20 protein-coding genes are annotated in these 20,176 nt (G+C 62.4%); 15 read left to right on the top strand and 5 right to left on the bottom strand.

Translation table 11 applies throughout. The features are described 5' to 3' along the window. Positions 1-77: 77 nt before the first annotated feature. The 8 genes from ACVIGB_RS15580 to ACVIGB_RS15545 all read left to right on the top strand — a co-directional run bounded on the left by ACVIGB_RS15580 (position 78) and on the right by ACVIGB_RS15545 (position 8,556). Complete coding sequence (locus tag ACVIGB_RS15580) at positions 78-959, top strand: FAD binding domain-containing protein (RefSeq protein ID WP_456721959.1); 882 nt, start codon at positions 78-80, stop codon at positions 957-959. Continuing rightward, complete coding sequence (locus ACVIGB_RS15575; protein WP_456721960.1) at positions 956-1,441, top strand: (2Fe-2S)-binding protein; 486 nt, start codon at positions 956-958, stop codon at positions 1,439-1,441. The genes ACVIGB_RS15580 and ACVIGB_RS15575 overlap by 4 nt, the downstream gene beginning before the upstream one ends. Then, a complete protein-coding gene (locus tag ACVIGB_RS15570; RefSeq protein WP_456721961.1) occupies positions 1,438-3,828 on the top strand; it encodes a xanthine dehydrogenase family protein molybdopterin-binding subunit in 2,391 nt (796 codons plus the stop codon). Before ACVIGB_RS15575 ends, ACVIGB_RS15570 begins: the two co-directional genes overlap by 4 nt. Before the next feature lie 65 nt (positions 3,829-3,893). Then, positions 3,894-5,147, top strand: coding sequence for an ABC transporter substrate-binding protein (locus tag ACVIGB_RS15565; protein WP_456721962.1), 1,254 nt, complete (start codon positions 3,894-3,896; stop codon positions 5,145-5,147). Between the two features lie 54 nt (positions 5,148-5,201). Beyond that, the gene (locus tag ACVIGB_RS15560; protein WP_456721963.1) at positions 5,202-6,086 is read left to right on the top strand and encodes a branched-chain amino acid ABC transporter permease; all 885 of its coding nucleotides are present in this window, start codon (positions 5,202-5,204) and stop codon (positions 6,084-6,086) included. Between the two features lie 7 nt (positions 6,087-6,093). After that, on the top strand, positions 6,094-7,080 hold the full coding sequence (locus ACVIGB_RS15555; RefSeq protein ID WP_456721964.1) for a branched-chain amino acid ABC transporter permease: 987 nt from the start codon (positions 6,094-6,096) through the stop codon (positions 7,078-7,080). Then, on the top strand, positions 7,077-7,847 hold the full coding sequence (locus tag ACVIGB_RS15550; RefSeq protein ID WP_456749158.1) for an ABC transporter ATP-binding protein: 771 nt from the start codon (positions 7,077-7,079) through the stop codon (positions 7,845-7,847). The genes ACVIGB_RS15555 and ACVIGB_RS15550 overlap by 4 nt, the downstream gene beginning before the upstream one ends. Before the next feature lie 4 nt (positions 7,848-7,851). Continuing rightward, positions 7,852-8,556, top strand: a complete 705-nt coding sequence (locus ACVIGB_RS15545) for an ABC transporter ATP-binding protein (protein ID WP_092115584.1) — start codon at positions 7,852-7,854, stop codon at positions 8,554-8,556. Positions 8,557-8,601: 45 nt separating this feature from the next. Here the strand turns inward: ACVIGB_RS15545 and ACVIGB_RS15540 are convergent, their stop codons facing one another. Next, a complete protein-coding gene (locus ACVIGB_RS15540) occupies positions 8,602-9,753 on the bottom strand; it encodes a zinc-dependent alcohol dehydrogenase (protein WP_456721965.1) in 1,152 nt (383 codons plus the stop codon). A gap of 194 nt (positions 9,754-9,947) precedes the next feature. Between ACVIGB_RS15540 and ACVIGB_RS15535 the strand changes: the two genes are divergently transcribed. The 7 genes from ACVIGB_RS15535 to ACVIGB_RS15505 all read left to right on the top strand — a co-directional run bounded on the left by ACVIGB_RS15535 (position 9,948) and on the right by ACVIGB_RS15505 (position 15,946). Further along, positions 9,948-10,955 carry an ABC transporter substrate-binding protein gene (locus ACVIGB_RS15535; protein WP_456721966.1) on the top strand — a complete coding sequence of 336 codons (1,008 nt, stop codon included), beginning with the start codon at positions 9,948-9,950 and terminating at the stop codon, positions 10,953-10,955. A gap of 37 nt (positions 10,956-10,992) precedes the next feature. Continuing rightward, a complete protein-coding gene (locus ACVIGB_RS15530) occupies positions 10,993-11,808 on the top strand; it encodes an ABC transporter permease (RefSeq protein WP_092115581.1) in 816 nt (271 codons plus the stop codon). A 4-nt stretch (positions 11,809-11,812) separates the two neighbouring features. Then, complete coding sequence (locus tag ACVIGB_RS15525; protein ID WP_229164081.1) at positions 11,813-12,598, top strand: ABC transporter permease; 786 nt, start codon at positions 11,813-11,815, stop codon at positions 12,596-12,598. Further along, positions 12,595-13,653, top strand: a complete 1,059-nt coding sequence (locus ACVIGB_RS15520; RefSeq protein ID WP_456721967.1) for an ABC transporter ATP-binding protein — start codon at positions 12,595-12,597, stop codon at positions 13,651-13,653. Before ACVIGB_RS15525 ends, ACVIGB_RS15520 begins: the two co-directional genes overlap by 4 nt. A 9-nt stretch (positions 13,654-13,662) precedes the next feature. Then, on the top strand, positions 13,663-14,502 hold the full coding sequence (locus ACVIGB_RS15515; RefSeq protein WP_456721968.1) for a phosphodiesterase: 840 nt from the start codon (positions 13,663-13,665) through the stop codon (positions 14,500-14,502). Positions 14,503-14,797: 295 nt separating this feature from the next. Further along, positions 14,798-15,535 (top strand): Crp/Fnr family transcriptional regulator, encoded by a 738-nt coding sequence (locus ACVIGB_RS15510; RefSeq protein ID WP_092115577.1) that lies wholly within the window; start codon positions 14,798-14,800, stop codon positions 15,533-15,535. A 141-nt stretch (positions 15,536-15,676) separates the two neighbouring features. Then, positions 15,677-15,946 (top strand): hypothetical protein, encoded by a 270-nt coding sequence (locus tag ACVIGB_RS15505; protein WP_092115576.1) that lies wholly within the window; start codon positions 15,677-15,679, stop codon positions 15,944-15,946. Positions 15,947-15,961: 15 nt separating this feature from the next. Here the strand turns inward: ACVIGB_RS15505 and ACVIGB_RS15500 are convergent, their stop codons facing one another. The 4 genes from ACVIGB_RS15500 to ACVIGB_RS15485 all read right to left on the bottom strand — a co-directional run bounded on the left by ACVIGB_RS15500 (position 15,962) and on the right by ACVIGB_RS15485 (position 20,135). Beyond that, positions 15,962-17,053: an amidohydrolase family protein gene (locus ACVIGB_RS15500; RefSeq protein ID WP_456721969.1), complete on the bottom strand. Its 1,092-nt coding sequence runs from the start codon at positions 17,051-17,053 to the stop codon at positions 15,962-15,964. A gap of 184 nt (positions 17,054-17,237) precedes the next feature. After that, positions 17,238-18,533 (bottom strand): TRAP transporter large permease, encoded by a 1,296-nt coding sequence (locus ACVIGB_RS15495; RefSeq protein ID WP_176530067.1) that lies wholly within the window; start codon positions 18,531-18,533, stop codon positions 17,238-17,240. 15 nt (positions 18,534-18,548) lie between these two features. After that, positions 18,549-19,061 carry a TRAP transporter small permease gene (locus tag ACVIGB_RS15490; RefSeq protein WP_207831406.1) on the bottom strand — a complete coding sequence of 171 codons (513 nt, stop codon included), beginning with the start codon at positions 19,059-19,061 and terminating at the stop codon, positions 18,549-18,551. A gap of 42 nt (positions 19,062-19,103) precedes the next feature. Beyond that, positions 19,104-20,135: a TRAP transporter substrate-binding protein gene (locus ACVIGB_RS15485; RefSeq protein WP_456721970.1), complete on the bottom strand. Its 1,032-nt coding sequence runs from the start codon at positions 20,133-20,135 to the stop codon at positions 19,104-19,106. Positions 20,136-20,176: the final 41 nt, after the last annotated feature.

Genomic DNA, 20,176 nt, shown 5'->3' with positions numbered 1-20,176 from the left:
GATAAACAAGCTTGACGTTTAATGGGGGCGGCCCTCTAATCGGGCAAACCAAAATTGGGCCGGGAGGCCACGCCCACATGAAAGCTGCGGCTTTCGCCTACGCCCGCGCGACCAGCGTCGTGAATGCGCTGGAGTTGCTTGCCGCGCATGGCGACAAGGCGAAGGTTCTGTCGGGTGGCCAGAGCCTGATGCCGGCCATGAACCTGCGGCTCATCTCCCCGGACATTCTGGTCGATATCGGTGGCCTCGCCGAGTTGCGTGGCATCGCCGTGAGGGGAGACCTGCTGGTTGTTGGTGCGCTGACCCGACATGTCGACCTGCTCAGATCGACAGACGTCGCGCTGCATGCGCCGCTGCTGCGGGACGCCGTTGGCTACGTCGCTCACCCCGCAATTCGCAATCGCGGAACGATAGGCGGTAGTCTTGCGCATGCCGATCCGGCATCGGAGCTGCCGGCCTGCGCTATCGCGCTTGACGCCACGATCGTTGTTCGCGGCCCGACGGGCGAGCGCCGGATTGCTGCGACCGAATTTTTCAAGGGCATCTACGAAACGGCGCTGTCGCCGGACGAATTGCTTGTCGCGATCGAGGTGCCAATCGCAGACCAGGGCTCGACATTCTTCTTTCAGGAGTATGCCCGGCGGCATGGTGACTACGCCGTCGTTGGTCTTGCTGCGCGTGCTGCTGTTGCAACTGGCAGGTTCACTGATCTTCGGCTCGGCTTCTTTGCAGTTGGCGACCGGCCTCTGCTGGCGGCGGCCGCAGGTCGGTTGATCAATGCATCCGTGACCTCTGCCTTGCTTGCAGAAGCGGCAACGGTGCTGGCCGATGAACTCGATCCACAGGAGGATCAGCAGGCTAGCGCGGCGATGCGCCGACATCTTGCTACGGTCTTGCTCCGGCGCTGCGTGGCCGCATTGCTGGCGCGGCCCGATCTGGCAGCGGGAGTGACCGGATGAGCACTCCGGTGTCGGTTTCGCTTCTGGTCAACGGCGAGCCCATTGATGCATTTGTATTGCCGCGTCTCAATCTGGCTGATTTCCTCAGGGAGAATCTGAAGCTGACTGGAACCCATGTCGGTTGTGAGCACGGCGTTTGTGGTGCCTGTACGGTCCGGATCGATGGCGAGATCGTCCGCTCTTGTCTGGTGCTGGCGGTCCAGGCGCAGGGGGCGTCAGTCGAGACAATCGAGGGGCTGTCCGACAGCGGCGAAATCACCGATCTTCAGGCGGCCTTTCGCGAACGCAATGCATTGCAGTGCGGCTATTGCACGCCCGGGATGCTGATGACGGCGCAGGACCTGCTGAAGCATTCGCCCGTACCTGATCGCCAAGCGATCCGCGAGCACCTTTCCGGCAATTATTGCCGGTGCACCGGCTATCAAGCCATCGTGGATGCGGTGGAGGCGACAGCCAGGACGCGCGCGGAGCGGCGGGCATGACGGTGACCCGCACGCCCGCTGAGACACTCTCAGTGCTCGATCGCCCGAATTCCTATATCGGCAAGACGGTGCCACGGCCGAACCTCGACAGGTTGCTGCAAGGGCGTGGACAATATGTCAGTGACCTGGAATTGCCGCGGATGGCGCACGTGGTTTTCCTGCGGTCGCCCTATGCTCACGCCAGAATTGTGGCGATCGATGCCGACGCGGCATGGCGTATCTCCGGCGTCATTTCTATCGTCACGGGTCGAGAGCTTGAGGCTGTCATCACGCCGTGGGTCGGTGTGCTTTCGCACCTGAAGGGATTGAAGTCGGCGCCGCAGCATGCGATCGCGGTCGACAGGGTCTGCTGGCAGGGTGAGGCAGTCGCGGCGATTGTCGCAACCAGCCGTGCGGTGGCTGAAGATGCAATGGAGCAAATTGCCGTCGACTACGAGGGACTCGAGGCGGTCACGGACATGCGCACCGCGCTCGATCCGGCAACGCCAGTCATTCACGCTTCGCTCGGTGACAATCTCGCCTTTGAACGGACCCTCAACGCCGGCGATGTCGACCTGGCATTGTCAGGGTCGGAGGTCATCGAAGCCGACTTCGTATTCGGGCGCCACACCGGCGTGACGCTTGAACCGCGGGCGGTCGTTGCCGACTGGAATGCGGCTGAGGCGCGGCTGACGATCTACCAGGGCACGCAGGCCCCCCATATGGTGCAGAACATTGCAGCCCTGCATCTCGGACTAAGGGAGGCGCAGGTCCGGGTGGTCTGCAAGGATGTCGGCGGCTCGTTCGGTATCAAGGTCCACATCTACGCCGACGAAATGGCCACCTATGCGCTGTCAAAGCTGCTACGGCGGCCGATCAAATTCGTGGCTGACCGTGTGGAGAGCTTCAACACCGACATTCACGCTCGCGATCATCGATGCAGGGGTAGGATCGGCGTCAGGCCGGACGGCACCATCACGGCCTTCGAGATCGACGACCTGACGGGGATCGGCCCCTATTCGATGTATCCGCGCACCAGCGCCATCGAGGCCAATCAGGTGGTCAATCTGGTTGGCGGGCCGTATGTCACGGCGAACTATCGGGCGCGAGCGCGGGTCGTCTTCCAGAACAAGAACGTGATGTGCCAGTACCGGGCGGTCGGACACCCGATTGCCTGTTCGGTCACCGAGGGTCTGGTCGACCTTGCCGCAGCGAAGATCGGCATGGACCCCGTCGAGATCCGCCGGCGCAATTTGATCGCCGACGACGCCTATCCTTGTGCATCACCCTCCGGCATGAAGTTCGAGCAGCTTTCGCATCAAGCTTCGCTGGCCAAGCTGCTGCAGATGATGGATTACGACGCGTTGCGTGCTGAGCAAGCGACATTGCGCGCCAGAAATATTCACCGGGGTATCGGAATCGCCAGCTTCATCGAGGTCACCAATCCCAGTGCCGCCTTCTACGGCGTCGGCGGCGCGAAAATCTCGTCGCAGGATGGCGTTGCGGTTCGACTCGACGCGCAAGGCTCGGTGATCTGCCAGACCAGCATCACGGAGCAGGGGCAAGGGTCGGAATCGCTGACCGCCCAGATTGTGGGCAGCGTGCTGGGCGTTTCGATGGAACGGGTCCGCGTGATCCTGGGCGACACCGACAACACGCCCTATGGCGGCGGCACCTGGGCCTCGCGCGGTGCCGGCATCGGCGGCGAAGCCGCATTGCAGGCCGCCAAGGCTCTGCGCCAGAATATCCTTGATATCGCCGCGGCCATCCTGCAATCGACGCCGGGCGGGCTCGATATCGTCAACAACAGCATCGTCAGTGCCGACGACGGTGCGTCACGGATCGAGCTGAGCGAATTGGCGCGGATCGTCTATTTTCGACCGGACACCCTCCCGCCAGGCATCCAGCCCGAATTGATGGCGACCCGGCATTTCGTTCCGCGCCAGTATCCCTTTGCATTCACCAACGGGGTTCAGGGCTCTTGGCTCGAGGTTGATACCGAGACCGGGTTCGTGACGCTGCTGAAGCATTGGGTTGTCGAAGACTGTGGTACCATCATCAACCCGCAACTGGTCGACGAGCAGATCCGGGGCGGGGTCGTGCAGGGGCTCGGCGCGGCGCTGTTCGAGAAATGCATCTATGACGAGCGCGGCCAGCTGACCAACGCCAACATGGCGGACTATCTGGTCCCGATGTCCGGCGAGATGCCCGATATCGAGATTGGCCACGTGGTGTCTCCGACGCAGGAGTCGGAGCTCGGAGCCAAAGGGGCAGGCGAGGCAGGGACAGCCGGTGCGGCAGCTGCGGTTGCCAACGCGGTCAACGACGCGCTGCGGCCGTTCGGCGCAATAATTACCGAGATTCCGCTCACGCCTCAGGTTATCCTGACGGCCTTGGGACGAATCTGAGGTGGAGACGTTCCGGCAAAGATAACGATAAACAAAACACAGACAGTTCTTGGGGAGGAATAGTCATGACGAACAAGGTCACCAAAGCTGGATCGATATCGCGGCGTCGTCTGCTGACGACGGCAAGCGCCGGCGCCGCTCTCGCCGTCTCGCCTTTTCGCATCAATCTGCTCCAGGCCGAGGAAGCGCCCATCAAGATCGGCTTCCCCGTTCCCTTGACCGGTCCGTATGGCACCGAGGCCCAGGACCAGGTGCGGGCGGGGCAGCTCGCTGTCGCCCAGTTCAACGATGCCGGCGGTCTCAACGGCCGCAAGGCCGAGCTCGTCGTGCGCGACGACAAGCTCAATCCCGGTGAGGCGGCAACGCGGACATTGGAGCTGGTCGAGAAGGAGAAGGTGAATTTCGTCGTCGGCAGTCTGTCCGCGGCAGTTCAGCTTGCGATCAACAACGTCACCAAAGAGCGCGGCGTCATCTTCAATTCGATCAGCCAGTCCGATGCCATCAACGAGGCGGCCGACTTCAGCAAGTACACATTCCACGAAGCGCTGAACCCGCACATGACGTCAGGCGCGGTCGGCCGCTATGCCTTCGCCAAATTCGGCAAGAGGGTTGCGTTTCTCACGGCGGATTACGCCTACGGGCACGAGATGGTTCGCGGCTTCCTCGAGGTCGGCAAGGAGTTCAACGTCGAGAACCTTGGCGACATCCGCCATCCGCTGGGAACGACCGACTTCTCCACCCTGCTGCCGCGTCTCCAGGCGCTGAAGCCCGATATTCTGTGCATCAGCAATTTCGGCCGGGACCAGCAGATTGCGCTGAAGCAGGCGACCGACTTTGGCATCAAGAAATCGATCCAGATCATCGCGCCGCTGCTCTCGCATGCCAGCCGCGTCGCGGCTGGCCCCCAGGCATTCGAAGGCGTCGTCGGCGGCTGCTCGTTCTACTGGGGTATCGAGGACAAGTTCGCCTCGACCAAGGCGTTCAACGATGCGTTCAGCAAAATGTACGACGGCAAGTTGCCCACCGATTACGGTGCGCTCGGCTATGGCGGTGTTCGGACCGTGCTCGAGGCGGTCAAGGGCGCCGGCAGCGTCGAGACCGGCAAGGTCATCGTTGCATTGGAAGCTCTGAAGTACGACGACTACAAGGGGCCGCAATATTATCGCAAATGCGACCACCAGTCGGTGCAATCGGTGCTCGTGATCAAGTCGAAGTCCAAGGACATGAAGAACGAGTCCGATGTGTTCGAGGTCTTGTCGACCGAAGAACCCAACGAGAAGTACCTGCGCACCTGCGAGGCGCTCGGCCACAAGAGCTGAGTTCGTGCGACGGCGCGCGCCGCGGGGCGGTGCGCGCCCTGCTGAGGGGGACAAATGGCGGGCCTGAGCTTTGACCTGATAGCGCTGCAACTGTTTGCCGGGCTGGCGCTCGGCGCCATCTATGTGCTGTTTGCGATCGGCCTCTCGCTGATCTTCGGGATGTTGACGGTCGTCAACTTCGCCCATGGCGCGTTCTACATGGTCGGCGCTTATGTCGGGCTCTATCTGATCTCGATCGGGGGCAATTTCTGGATCTGCCTCATGGCGGTGCCGATCGCAATCGGACTGTTCGGCCTTGCCGTCGAGCGCGTGCTGATCCGGCCGCTTTACGGTCGCGGCATCGACTATCCGCTGCTGCTGACCTTCGGGCTCAGCTACGTGATGGTCGAATGCGTGCGCATTGCCTTTGGCAAGACCGGCTATCCTTTCGACACGCCCGAGGTTCTGCAGGGCGCTGTCGACATTGGCGTCGGCTATTTTCCGCTCTACCGCCTGTTCGTGATAGGCGCGACGGCCGTCGTGCTGCTTGCGCTCTGGCTGTTTCTCGAGAAGACCAGCTTCGGGCTGATTATCCGCGCCGGGGCACGCGATCCGCAGATCGTCCGTGTTCTTGGGGTCGACGTTTCCAAGGTCTGGTTGATCGTGTTCGGGATCGGTACTGCGATCGCGGGCTTTGCCGGCCTGTTGGCCGCGCCGCTTCAAGGCGTCATTCCCGAGATGGGCGGCACGATCCTCGCCGAGGCATTCGTGGTAACGGTCGTTGGTGGGATGGGGTCGATCGGCGGCGCCGTACTGGCAGGCATGCTGGTCGGTGTGGTGGTCAGCATGACCTCGCTGTTCGCTCCCGAGATGGCCAAGGTTTCGATCTTTGCCTTGATGGCGATCGTTCTGATCGTCCGTCCCCAGGGCTTCTTCGGCCGCGCCGGATTGATGAGCTGAGCCCGGCATGACCGAAACCACTCAATCGATCAAACAGGCCGGTGCCAGGACGGGCAGTTGGTATGAGTTCGCGACGCGGCATCGTGCCAGCATTGTCGCGGCGGTTATCCTGGTTTTCCCGCTGGTGATGCCGTTCACGGCTCTCGCCGTGAACATCCTGATCTATGGCTTGTACGCCCTCGGCTTCAACCTCGTGTTTGGATATCTGGGTCTCCTGTCGTTCGGTCATGCGGCGCTGTTCGGGACGGGTGCCTACCTCTGTGGTATCGCCATCGTGCACTTCGGTTGGCCGTGGTATGCGGCGATCGCCGCCGGGGTCGCCGGCGGATTGTTGATGGCGCTGTTGATTGGCGTGCTCGCGATCAGGACCCGAGGCATCTACTTCGCCATGGTGACCATGGCGCTGTCGCAATGTGTCTACTACCTTTTCTACCAGGCGGTTGACTTGACCGGTGGCGAGAACGGCCTTCGCGGCATCAACGTCCGCAACATCGATCTGTTCGGCCTGCGGATCGATTTCATCAATCCGATGGTTCGCTACTACGTCATCGCGGCTTTCGTGATCGCCGCATTCTTTGTGATGTCACGCATTCTGGCGTCGCCCTTTGGTGCCGTCATTGAAGCGGTGCGCGAGAACGAGATGCGTGCCCGCGCGTCCGGCTACGACGTGACCCTGACGCGATTGCTGACCTTCGTCCTGTCAGGCGGTTTCTGCGGCCTTGCGGGTGCGCTGCAGGCCCTGCATTTGTCGATCGTTCCGATCGAAATCCTGCATTACGAGACCTCGGGCCTGGTCGTGATGATCGCTCTCCTGGGCGGTATGGGGACGTTCTTCGGGCCGATGATTGGTGCTGCGGTCTTCCTGGTCCTGGAGAATGTGGTCTCGGTGTGGACCGTTCACTGGCAACTGATCGTTGGAGCCATCTTCATTGCATGCGTGCTGTTCTTCCCGGCGGGCATCTGGGGCACGCTGATCGCGCGGGGCAGACGATGAGCGCCGCAGAAGGCCACGCAGGAGAAATCATTCTGCGCACCAGGGGCGTCGGCAAGACGTTCGGGAAGTTTGTCGCCCTCAACAATATCTCGGCCGAGTTTTCCAGAGGAGCGATCACCTCCATTATTGGTCCGAACGGGGCTGGAAAGAGCACCTACTTCAATCTGCTGTGCGGCGCATTTCCGCCGACGAAAGGCAGTGTTGAGTTCGAGGGCAAGGATGTCACCGGTCTGCCGCAACACCGCTTTGCACATATGGGGATCGCGAAATCCTTTCAGATCACCAGCGTGTTTCCGCAGCTTACGACACGAGAGAACATCCGCGTCGGCCTGCAGGCGCTGGTGTCGCGATACGATATCTGGCGTCCCCGTGCGCGCCTGACCGAACTTGTTGAGCGGGCGGACGAACTGCTGGCGCTCGTCGGGTTGTGGGAATCCCGGGAACGTGCGGCCAAGACGCTGGCCCATGGCGAGCAGCGGGCACTGGAGATCGGCATGGCGCTTGCCAGCCAGCCCCGCTTGCTGCTGCTGGACGAGCCGACGGCCGGCATGAGCCCGGAAGAAACCCGGACCATGATGGATCTGATCGTGAAACTCGCCAAGGAGCGTACGGTCATCCTCGTCGAGCGCAAGATGAAGCTGGTGCTGGGCATCAGCGATCGCATCCTCGTGCTGCACCACGGAGAATTGCTGGCCGAGGGAACGCCACAAGAGGTCCGGCAGAACGAGGCGGTGAAGCGGGTCTATCTCGGTCAGCGGGAGCATTGATGGGATGCTGCAGATCAGCAAGCTCAATGCCTGGTATGGCGCAAGTCACGCGTTACAGGACGTCAGTCTCGAGGTGAGCAAGGGCGAAATTGTCTGCCTGATCGGCCGCAATGGGGCCGGCAAGACGACGACGTTGAAATCGATCATGGGGTTGATGGGGCGGGCGCGCGGCTCGGTTACCTTCAAGGGTGAAGAGCTGCTGCGCCAGCCGGCGCATGTGCGCTTCGCGTTGGGTCTGGCCTACGTTCCGGAGGAGCGGCGGATTGTGCAGGGGCTCACAGTGCGGGAGAATTTGCGGCTCGGGCTGGTTGCCTCGAAGGAGAAGAAGCGGGAAGCCGAGCTGATCGACGAGATCGCTGCGATCTTCCCCCGGCTGGCCGAGCGCATGGATCAAGAGGCGGTCACGATGTCCGGCGGTGAGCAGCAGATGCTGGCAATCGCGCGGGCGATGATCGCAAAGCCCGACCTGATCATGCTGGACGAGCCATCGGAGGGCATCATGCCGGTCCTGGTCGACGAGATGTTCGAGCTGTTCAGCAGCATGAAGGCGCAGGGAACGACGGTTCTGCTGGTCGAGCAGAATGTCGAGCTCGCACTCGGCATCGCCGATCGTGCCTATGTGCTGGACCAGGGGGCGGTGGTGCACCAGGCCTCTGCGCAGGCGCTGCTCGCCGACGACGAGATCAAGGAGCGCTACTGCTCGGTGTGAGCAGGCTCTCGGATCAGCGCGCGTGCCACCGGCACGTACTGAACTTTATTCCGCAGCGCTCGCGATCGCGTCGGCTTTCCGATTGGTGACGACGACCTTGATCGCGTCATCGACGCGGTCCCGCGCATATCTCAGCGCCGTCGGCAGGTCGCCCAGCGGAAACGTGTGCGTGTGGATCCTGGTCGCGTCGAATCGCTTCGCCGCCATCAATTCCATCGCGCGGTGCGTGGCGCTGCGGCCTTCGCCGCGGATGCCGTAGGCGTAGATGTTGTTCCGTACGAGGTGCGCGATGTCCAGCGTCGCGGCCTCGTGCGGGAAGGCGGCCAGGCAGATCTTGCCGCCGCGATTGGTCATATGAATGGCCTGGTTGAGTGTCGCTTCGGTGCCGGCACATTCGACGACATAGTCCGCGCCGATCCCCCCTGTTAGTTGCTTCACGACCTCAACGACGTCTTCGTCGTTGATGTTGATGACGCGGTCGGCCCCCAGTTCCTGGCCGATCGCCAGCCGCTTGTTGCGCGTCCCGGTCAGGATGACCGGGCTTGCACCAAGCGCCTTGGCCACAGCAACTGCGAGAAGTCCGATCGGCCCTGGGCCGATCACCACGACGCTCTCGCCGGCCACCAATCCCCCCAATTCCGTCAAGCCATACATCGATGTCCCGGCAGTCACCACGAGGGTTGCTTCCGCATCGCTCATGGTATCCGGGACGCGCGCCAGCGTATTGATATGATTGACCGCGTATTCGGCGAATCCGCCGTCGGTCGTAAAGCCGTTGGCGCGGTGACCCTTCTCCGGCTTTCCATAGTTGAGGCACGACGTGTACATGCCCTGGCGGCAGCGTTTGCATTGGCCGCAGCCGGCGTGAATCTCGACGCTGACCCGCTCTCCGATCCTGAACTCGTCGACGTTTGGGCCAAGCGCCGCAACCGTGCCCATGTATTCGTGACCCGGCGTAAAGTTCTTGTTGAAGGGCGCGCCGCCTTGAATGCTTGCCGGCGACCCGGCATGGATGATTTCGAGATCGGTGGCGCAGATCGCAACCGCGTCGACGCGCACGAGCACTTCGGTACGCGACGGAATCGGCGTCGGCTTCTCGCGAAGCAGGAGCTGGTCGGGGTCACCAAGGACCCAGGCTTTCATCAGGTCGGGGACGGGAAGATCGGGCGATGTCTTGACGCCGGGCGGCTGGTACATGGGCGCTTCCTCATTCGGCTCGCAGCCTAGCGCGAAACGACGGTTTGCCGCGAGCCTCCGGTCATTGGCATCCGGGCTGCTGCATTTGCTGCACGGCAGCAAGCGCGTCGCAAAACATTCATACGCGGCCTATACTTGGTCGCTCCGTTGATGTTGAAATCCGCATCGCATCCTCTCCCAGACCGGAGCCTGCCATGAAGACCGTCCGCCTTGTCCTTGCGTTGCTGGCGCTGACACTGCTCGCGCCGTGGCAATCCGCCAAGGCGGCCGACGTGATCTGCTACAATTGCCCGCCGGAATGGGCAGATTGGGCATCGATGCTGAAGGCGATCAAGGCGGACCTCAACTACGATATCCCGCATGACAACAAGAATTCCGGCCAGGCGCTGGCCCAGATCCTGGCCGAGAAGAGCAATCCGGTCGGCGATATCGGCTATTTCGGCGTGACCTTCGGCATGAAGGCCAAGGCCCAGGACGCGCTTGAGCCATACAGGCCCGCGCATTGGGATCAGGTGCCCGCCGGCCTCAAGGATTCGGACGGCTATTGGACCACGATCCACTCCGGGACGCTCGGCCTGTTCGTGAACAAGGACGCGCTTGGCGGCAAGCCGGTGCCGGCCTGCTGGAAGGACCTCCTGAAGCCTGACTACAAGGGCATGGTGGGCTATCTCGACCCGTCGTCCGCGGCGGTCGGTTATGTCGGCGCGGTCGCCGTCAATCTCGCGCTGGGCGGCTCGCCCACCAATTTCGATCCGGCGATCACCTTCTTCAAGGAACTGCGCAAGAACGATCCGATCGTGCCCAAGCAGACGTCATATGCCCGCGTCGTCTCGGGCGAGATGCCGATCCTGTTCGACTATGACTTCAACGCCTACCGCGCGAAATATTCAGAGAAGGGCAACTTCGAGTTTGTCATTCCCTGCGAGGGATCGGTGGTGTTTCCCTATGTCGTTGGTCTCGTGAAGAACGCGCCCGACAAGGAAAAGGCCAAGAAGGTGATGGACTATCTGCTGTCCGACAAGGGGCAGGCGATCTGGACCAATGCCTATCTGCGGCCGGCCCGCCCGATCGAGCTGCCGGCTTCCGTGAAGGGCAAATTCCTCCCCGACAGCGACTATGCCCGCGCCAAGAGCGTCGACTGGGGCGAGATGGAGAACGTGCAAAAAGCCTTCGTTGACCGCTATCTCGCCGAGGTCCGCTGAGGCAATATGGTGCCCTCGCAGGGGCACCAATCTTCCGATGTCGCAAAAATCCTTCGTCTGGCTCTGCCTGCTGCCGCTTGTGCTGGTGACGACGGCGTTCTTCCTGTTGCCGATGGCGCGGCTGGTGGTGGCGGGCGCCGAAGGGCCGCACGGGCTTGCCGGATATCTCGCCATCCTGACCGAAGGCCGCTATCGCGCAACGCTGATCAATACGGTGCTGCTGGCGGCGGCAACCACGGTCGTCACGCTGATCGTGGCGACGATCGCCGGAATGTTTCTGCAGCGGCACCGCTTTCCCGGGCGGGCCGTGCTGATTGCGATGCTGACCTTTCCATTGGCCTTTCCCGGCGTGGTGGTCGGCTTCATGATCATTCTGCTGGCGGGGCGGCAAGGGCTGATCGGCGATCTCTCGAACCGGATCTTCGGCGAGAAGTTCGTTTTCGCCTATTCGATCTACGGGCTCTTCCTCGGCTATCTCTACTTCTCGATCCCGCGCGTGATCCTCACCATTATGGCGGCGGTGCAGAAGCTCGATATCGGTCTGGAGGAGGCCGCGCGTTCGCTCGGCGCAAGCCCCTGGGCGGTCCAGCGTGACGTCGTGTTGCCGGCACTGGCGCCGGCCTTCGTTGCGTCCGGCGCGATCGCATTTGCGACCGCAATGGGCGCCTTCGGCACCGCTTTCACGCTGGCGACGAATATCGACGTGCTGCCGATGCTGATCTACACCGAGTTCACGCTGGCCGCGAATTTCGCGACCTCGGCGGCGCTGTCGGTGGGGCTCGGCCTGATCACCTGGCTCATTCTCGCGCTGGCCCGCACGTTCAGCGGCAGCGCGGTCGCGGCGGCTGGGTGAAAGCATGCGCGATCGCCTGATCTTCACCGGCCAGTTCATCTTCACGCTGCTCGTTGCAGCATTCCTGGTGGTGCCCGCTGGGCTTTCGATCTCGGCCGGCGTCACCGTGAATTATTTCCGGGGCATCCAGTCCGGCGTGACCCTGCAATGGGTCGCGCAGGTCTGGGAGCTCTATGCCGGCACCATCCTGCTCTCCTTCGTGATCGCCTTCGCGACACTCGCCGTCACATTGCTCGCCGGCGTTCCCGCGGCCTACGCGCTGCACGCGCGGGGAGGCCGCCTTGCCCGCATCGTCGAGGAGATCATCACGCTGCCCTTGGCGATCCCGGGGCTTGCGATCGCGCTTGCGCTGTTGCTCGCCTATGGGAGCTTTGGCGGCTTTCGCCGCTCCTGGCTCTTCATCCTGGTCGGCCACGTGATCTTCACCATGCCGTTCATGGTGCGCTCGGTCATGGCGGTGTTTGCGACCGTGGACATCAAGACGCTCGATGAAGGGGCTGCCTCGCTCGGCGCATCGCCATGGCGACGCTTTTGCGATGTCATCGTGCCGAACGCGCTGCCGGGAATTCTGGCCGGCGCACTGATGGTGGTCACGCTGTCGCTCGGTGAATTCAACCTGACCTGGATGCTGCATACGCCGCTGACGAAGACGCTGCCGATCGGGCTCGCCGACAGCTACGCCTCGATGCGGCTCGAAGTGGCCTCGGCCTACACGCTGATCTTCTTCGTGATGATCATTCCGCTGCTGGTCGCGATGCAGCTGCTGGCCGACAGGAATCACAAGCGATGAATACGACCGGGCACGGTGCAGCAGTGCGGATCGAGGCCTGCGGCAAGACCTTTGCCGACGGCACGCGCGCTCTTGATCCCGCAACCCTCGACATCGCGCGCGGCGAGACGCTGGTGCTGCTTGGACCATCCGGATGCGGCAAGACCACGATGCTGCGCATCATCGCCGGCCTCGAGTTGCCGGATGCGGGCGGCAAGGTGCTGTTCGACGGCAAGGACATGACCTCGGTCCCGATCGAGCAGCGTAATGTCGGCATGGTGTTTCAGTCTTACGCCCTGTTCCCCAACATGACGGTGGCGGACAATATCGCCTACGGCCTGAAGATCCGGGGTGTTGCCTGGGGCGAGCGTGCCGCACGCGTCGCCGAGCTGGTGGCTCTCACGAACATCACGGGGTTGGAGAACCGCCGCATCGACCAGCTTTCGGGCGGCCAGCGCCAGCGTGTGGCACTGGCGCGCGCCGTCGCGATCCGGCCCGGCATATTGCTGCTTGACGAGCCCTTGACCGCGCTTGATGCCGCCTTGCGGGACCGGTTGCGAGGCGAGCTCAACCGGCTGTTGCGAGCACTCGGAATCACGGCGATCTATGTCACCCATGATCAGTCCGAAGCCATGGAATTGGGCGACCGCATCGTCGTGATGCGGAAAGGTGCGATCGCCCAGATCGGCACGCCGCGCGAGGTCTACTTCGCACCGAAGGACCGCTTCGTGGCGGAGTTCATCGGAGCGGCGAATATCGTGGAAGCTCCGATCGAAAACGGCATGCTGATCCTGCCCGGCGGGCGATTGCCGATCGAGGGTGGCGCGACGGCTGCGAACGCGACCGTCATGATCCGTCCCGAAACCATTCGCGTGACGGACGCCGGGGCAGGGCTGCTCTCGGGAGCAGTTGATTCCGTCAGCTTCATCGGCGACCGGCAACGAATTGTCGTGAGTGGTGCATCGAGCAAGCCGCTCAATGTCGACGCGCCCAATACAATTCAGGCCAAGGTCGGCGATCGAATCGGGCTTTCGATTGCGGCCGACGCCGTTCGTCTGCTCCCTTCCGAACCCTGAGATTGATCGATGCCGCCGAAACCGGTTCTCATCGCACAGATATCCGACCTCCACATCAAGCCGCCGGGAGTGCTGGCCTATGGCCGGGTCGATACCGCGAAGGCGCTTGAACGCTGTGTGGCGGCGCTCGGAGCGTTCGAGCCGGCGCCCGATTTCGTCGTCGTCTCGGGCGACCTTGTCGATACGCCGTCGGTCGAGGAATACGACTATCTCAAGCGATTGCTGGCGCCGCTGCGCCTGCCGTTTGCCGGCATTCCCGGCAATCACGACTCGCGTCAGTGGATGCGCGAAGCGTTTCCGGCCGCGCCCTATGTTCACGCAACAGGCCCGCTCGACCAGAAGATCGAAGTGAATGGCCTCGATCTCCTGCTGCTGGATTCAAGCGTCGCCGGCAAGCCGCACGGCATGCTCGAAGCGTCCACGCTGCAATGGCTGGACGCGGCGCTCGCGACGGCAGCCGACCGGCCGGCGCTGCTTTTCCTGCATCACCCGCCATTCAAGGGCGGCATCTGGCATATGGACCGGCAAGACCTCTTCAATGCCGACGCATTGGCGGAAATCGTCAGGCGTCACCCGCGTGTGCGGTTGATCGCGTGCGGGCACGTCCATCGCGCGATGCTGACCACCTTCGCCGGGATTGCCGTGACAATATGCCCCGCGCCGAACCATGCGGTCGACCTGGACCTCGGACAGCTCCGCGAACCATCGTTCAAGGTGGAACCGCCTGCATTTCATTTGCACACATGGTTTCCCGGGCAGGATTTTGGACAGCTGGTCACACACCAGATCCCCATCGGTCAGTTTGACGGGCCGCATCCGTTCTTTGGGCCGGACGGCAAGCTGCTGTGAGCGGGTGGCGCAGACCCGTCACACGAACGGGTCTTGCCAGGCGAGATTGCGGTTGATGGCGGGTTTTCCAGACCAAGGGCGGCCGTTGCCTACAATTGAGCGTTGCAACTAGCGGCATATTTATTCCAAATTGTACCTTGGATGCCTTCTAGCCCGATTTCACCGGCTCGGACCTTTTGTTGCTGTAGGCCCCCGGTGGGGCTATAGTCCTTTCCGCTTTCATTGATCGATGGCTTGTCGGTGTGTCGCGCTGCTGGCGCGCCGATTGAACGCAACACAATCAGTCTGGATCACAATGACCGGTGCGCTGCCCATAGAACGAACTGCCGGCGCGCCGTTGTTTTCAAACAACAAGCTATCGGTGCTGCGCAAGCATCCGTACTTTGCCGATCTCGAGCCCGAGGCATTCGATCAGCTCTGCCGCTATGCCAAACACACCACGCTGAAGCGCGGAACGACGATCTTCTCCAAGGGCGATCCGGGCACCAGCCTGATCGCGGTGATCTCGGGCACGGTGAAGATCAGCATCTCCTCGCCGGACGGTCGCAACGCGATCCTGAACCTGATCGAGGCGGGAGAGATATTCGGCGAGATCGCGCTGCTCGACGGCTTGTCGCGGACGGCCGACGCCACCGCCAACACCAATTGCGAGCTGTTCGTCATCGACCGGCGCGAGTTCATTCCGTTCGTGCGCAGCCAGCCGACGCTTGCGATGAAGTTCATCGAGCTGCTTTGCGCAAGGTTGCGCTGGACCAGCGACCAGGTCGAGCAGGTGATCCTGCAGGATTTGCCGGGCCGCCTGGCGAGCGCGCTGCTGCGCCTGAGCGACAAGCACAAGCCGCAGGGGCGCACCATCTCGATCACCCAGCAGGAGATCAGCGAGATGGTCGGGATGACCCGCGAGAGCATCAACAAGCAGCTCCGCGCGTGGGCGACACGCGGTTGGGTCAGGCTCGAGCATGGTGCGATCGTCGTGCTGAAGCCCGAGTCGCTGCAGGCGTTGGTCGACGCCGGGGCTGATGACGGCGAGTAGTCGCTCTCCCGTCTGCGCGGTCGCTCCGGCATTTCACGAAATGGTGAACCGGACAAAGCCTGTGAAACCATTCACATCGGCCGCGCGTGCCCTGCGGTAAGTGACGCTTCGGTGGAGCACACTCGCACTGTGGAGGCATCCATGCAGGGCTCTTTCGACAACCGGCAGCAGGATCCGGAAAGCAACTACGGGAGCTTCAGCATCAAGCTGATCGCTCTGCCGGTGCTCGTGATCGTTGCATTGATCGGGATGCTGGTCAGCCACCCCGCCGCAGTGAAATGGATATCGGACGCGGCACAAGCGGAGTTCGCGGGAACCGACGTCGTCGACGTCGATCCATTGACCAAGATTGCGCAGCCGGCACCCACGGCGCTGCCGCACAATGAGATGCGGACGGTGAAGGCCAACTGATCGTCGGCACCGTCGTCACGCGGCAATGCCGAGCAGCTTCGCTGCAGTCCGGCCGAGAATGTTGGCCTTGTCGTCGTCGCTCAGCGATGAGCAGCCGAAGATGTGGTCGGCCGGTGCCATTTGCCATGGATAGGGATAGTCGCTTCCCAGCACAATCTGGCCGGCGCCAACCTGGGCGGCGAGATGCCGGATCGCTTCGGGCGTGAAGACCAGAGAGTCGAAGTAGATCCGCTTGAGATATTCGGTCGGCGCCTTCTGGAGCTTGATCTCGGGATTGCATCCCTTGGGTCCGACCAGGCAGGGATGATCCGAGCGATCGGCATAGGAGGGGAGATAGCCGCCGCCATGCGCGGCGATGATCCTCAGTCCCGGGAAGCGGTCGAGCGTGCCCTCGAAGATCAAATGGGACAGTGCGATCGTGGTCTCGAGCGGGTTGCCGATGGTGTTGCCGAGCCAGCCATTGCCGGTGAGCCGCCTGCCGAGCTCGGGCACGCCCTGCGGATGGATGAAGAGGGGGACGCCGAGTTCCTCGGCCTTGGCCCACACGGGATGAAACCTGGGATCGGAGAATTCGACGCCATCGACCACACCGCCGATCGCGGCGCCCTTCAGCCCCTGTTTCTTCACCGCCGTCTCCAGCTCCTGCACCGCAAGGTCCGGCGCCTGCAGCGTCAGCGACGCGAAAGCCGCGAACCGGTCGGGCTTCGAGGCGCAGAGTTCGGCGAGCTTTTCATTCTGGATCTTCACGATCTTTCCGGCGAGATCGCGATCGCGGTCGTACCAGAACGGATTGATCGAGAGCACCTCCATATCGACGGCCTGCGCGTCCATCGCAGCGAGGCGCTTGTCGACTTCGACGAAGGCCTCGGAGGCGCCGTTGACCGGCGGCAGTTGCAGTTTTCCGGCGTCGGCGCCGAGCAGGGCACCGGCCTCGCGGAAGTGGCAATGCGAGTGAATATCGATCGTCTTGATACGCTTGCCGTCGACGGTGACCGGCAATTTCTGGCGCGATTGCTGCGCATTCGCATTGTGGACGAGCCCGCAGCCGCAGAACACGATGCCCGCCGCCGCTGCTCCCGCTTTCAGGAAATCCCGCCTTGTGGTCATGACGATTGCCTCCCTTGTCTTTTTGTTATGGACGGGGAGCCTAGGGGTGCCGGCGAGCGGTCGCAAGACAACACGCTGTGCGTGTCGCGCAATGTTGATCTGCTCAGACCGGCTTGATCCCGGCCTTGGCGATGATGTCGATGGGTCCGGTGACGGCCGCGGTTCTGCAAGACGCCGCTTGCCCTCAGTGCAGCACCTGGAGTTGCCGCGGCAGCCATAGCGAGATCTCCGGCAGATAGGTCACGCACATCAGGACAAAGAACATCACCGCGTAGAACGGCCAGATCTTGCGCATGACCTGCTCGATCGTGACCTTGCCGACCGCGCAGCCGACAAAAAGAATTGCGCCGACCGGTGGGTGGCACAGGCCGATGCCGAGATTGAGCAGCATGATCATGCCGAAATGGACCGGATCGACGCCGAAGTTCTTCATGACAGGCAACAGGATCGGCGTTGCGATCAGGATCGATGGCGCCATATCGACGAGTGTGCCAAGCACCAGCAGCAGCACGTTGATCAGGAGCAGGATGACGTATTTGTTATCGGAGATCGACAGGAAGAAGGCGGTCATCTTGGCCGGCATCTGCGTCAGGGCCATGATGTAGCCGACGCTGGAGGCGCACGCGATCAGCGTCATCACCATCGCGACGGTGCGCAGTGTGCGATGGAGCAGCACCGGCAGGTCGCGCCAGCGATAGTCGCGATAGATGAACATTGTGACGAAGAAAGCCCAGATGCAGGCGACGGCGCCGGCTTCGATTGCCGTGAAGATGCCGCCGAGAATGCCGCCAAGGATGATAACGAGGGTGATGAGACCCCAGGAGGCATCGATGGCGATCCGGATCGCGTCCTTGGCCGGCACGGTCTGGCCGTGCGGATGCTTTTCGCGATAGGCGACCGCCAGGCAAAGGATGATCAGCGAGAAGCCGAGCAGCAGCCCGGGGAATACGCCGGCCATGAAGAGGGCGCTGATCGAAATCGTTCCGCCCGTCGCAAGCGAGTAAAGCACCGCATTGTGGCTCGGCGGCACCAGAAGGGCCTGCACCGACGAGGTGATCGTGAGATTTGTCGCGAACACGCGCGGATAGCCGTTCTTCTCCATCTGCGGGATCATCACCGAACCGATGGCAGATGTATCGGCGACGGCCGATCCGGAAATGCCGCTCAGGAATGTCGTCGCAAGCACGTTGACGATCGAGAGGCCGCCACGCAGCCGGGTCAGTCCAACCAGCACGTCGGCAAACGCAACCAGGCGGCGGGCCATGCCGCCCTCGGCCATGATCGCGCCGGCCAGCACGAAGAACGGGATCGTCAGCATCGCGACCTTGCTGACGCCGTCGGAGATCTTCAGCATCACCGCTTCCAGGGGAATGCCGATCCACAAGGCGCCGACGATGGCCGCCATCGCCAGCGAGTAGGCGATCGGCATGCCGATCAGGAAACAGAGCAGCATGGTCGCGAGCAGAATGAGGATATCCATGATGGCCTCGCGCGATCAGTCGGCGGAAAGGTCGCGGTGCGGTGCGATCGGATCGGGTGGCGCACCCAGGAAAATCCGCTCGATGATGAACAGGAGCAGACAGGCGCCGCCGATCGGAATCGGAAGATAGGTGACGCCGACCGAAAGCGACGGGAAGTCGGCGATCGTGTTGTACCAGGTCACCTCGACGAGCCGAGCGCCCCAGATGACCATGAACAGTGCGATCAGGCCCATCAGCAACTGGACCACAAGGTCGGTCAGATTGCGAAGCGGATCAGGCAGCTTGTTGGCAAAATATGCGACGTTCATATGCAGATTGAGCCGATATCCGGCGGCCGCACCGATGAACGTCACCACGATGGTGAGCAGCACCGCGAGAGGTTCGGGCCAGGATGCGGCGCTGTTCAGGACATAGCGCGTGAACACTGCCCAGGGGATGACGGCTGAAATCAGGATCAGCGCGACAGAGCCCGTGATGACGCAGGCGAGATACAAATAGTCCATCGCGCGGCGATATGATCCGGCCATGTCCGTTTCCTGCAAGAGGACGATTTCCCGTATGGCGTGACGTCAGGCAGACTGGATGCGCCCGATCATGTCCTCGTATTTCGGGCCGTATTTGTCCCATACCGGTTTGACCGCGTTCTGGAACGGTGCCTTGTCGGCAATCTCGATGATCTCGCACCCGGCAGCCTTCGCCTTTTCCATCGCCTGCTGCTCGTATGTGTTCCAGAGCCCGCGCTCTTCCATCTGCGCCTCGCGGGCAAGCTTCCTGATCAGCGTCTGGTCATCGGCTGCCAGCGCGGACCAGGCGCGTTTCGAGAACACCAGCAGCTCGGGAACGATCAGGTGCTCGGTGAGCGAAAAGTGCTTCGCTGCGGTGTAGTGATTGCTGAAGACGTAGCTCGGGGGATTGTTCTCGGCGCCGTCGATGACGCCGGTCTGCAGCGCGCTGAACACCTGATCGTAGCCCATCGCGACACCGTTGCCGCCCAGCGCGTTCATCATGTCGATGAAGATCGGATTGCCGATGACGCGGAACTTGAGGCCCTTGATGTCGGCGATCGTCTTGATCGCGTGCTTGGTGTTGTAGAGGCTACGTGCGCCGGAATTCATCCAGCACAACGCGACCAGTCCGGCATTCGGGCTTGCCGTGATCTTGTCCAGCAGCTCCTGGCCGATCGGGCCGTCCATCATCCGCTCGGCGTGCGCCATGTTCTTGAACAGGAAGGGCATGTTGACGACGTTGATGTCATCGACGATCGGGCCGATCGAGCCGGCGCTGACGCGCAGCATCTGGACCGCGCCGATCTGAGTCTGCTCGATGGTTTCCTTCTCGCCGCCGAGCTGCATCGAGGGGAACATCTGCAGCGACAGGCGGCCGTTGGTCGCCGCCACAAGCTTCTTGCCGAGGTTTTCCGTTGCGACCACAGTCGGGTAGCCCGGCGGCTGTACGTCCGACGCCTTGAAGACCGCTTTCGACTGGGCGAGGACTGTTTGCGCCGAGGTCGCAACGACCGCGCCAAGGCCGGCGCCGATCTTGATGACGTCGCGACGGTTGAGCCCGGCACCGCGGTGCTGCGATCGATCTGTACGGTTCATGTCATTCCTCCCAAAAATGCCTGGCCGGAGCCCGGCCGCGG

Source organism: Bradyrhizobium sp. USDA 4341 (genome assembly GCF_054063755.1).
This window is presented reverse-complemented; position numbering and strand designations above follow the sequence as displayed.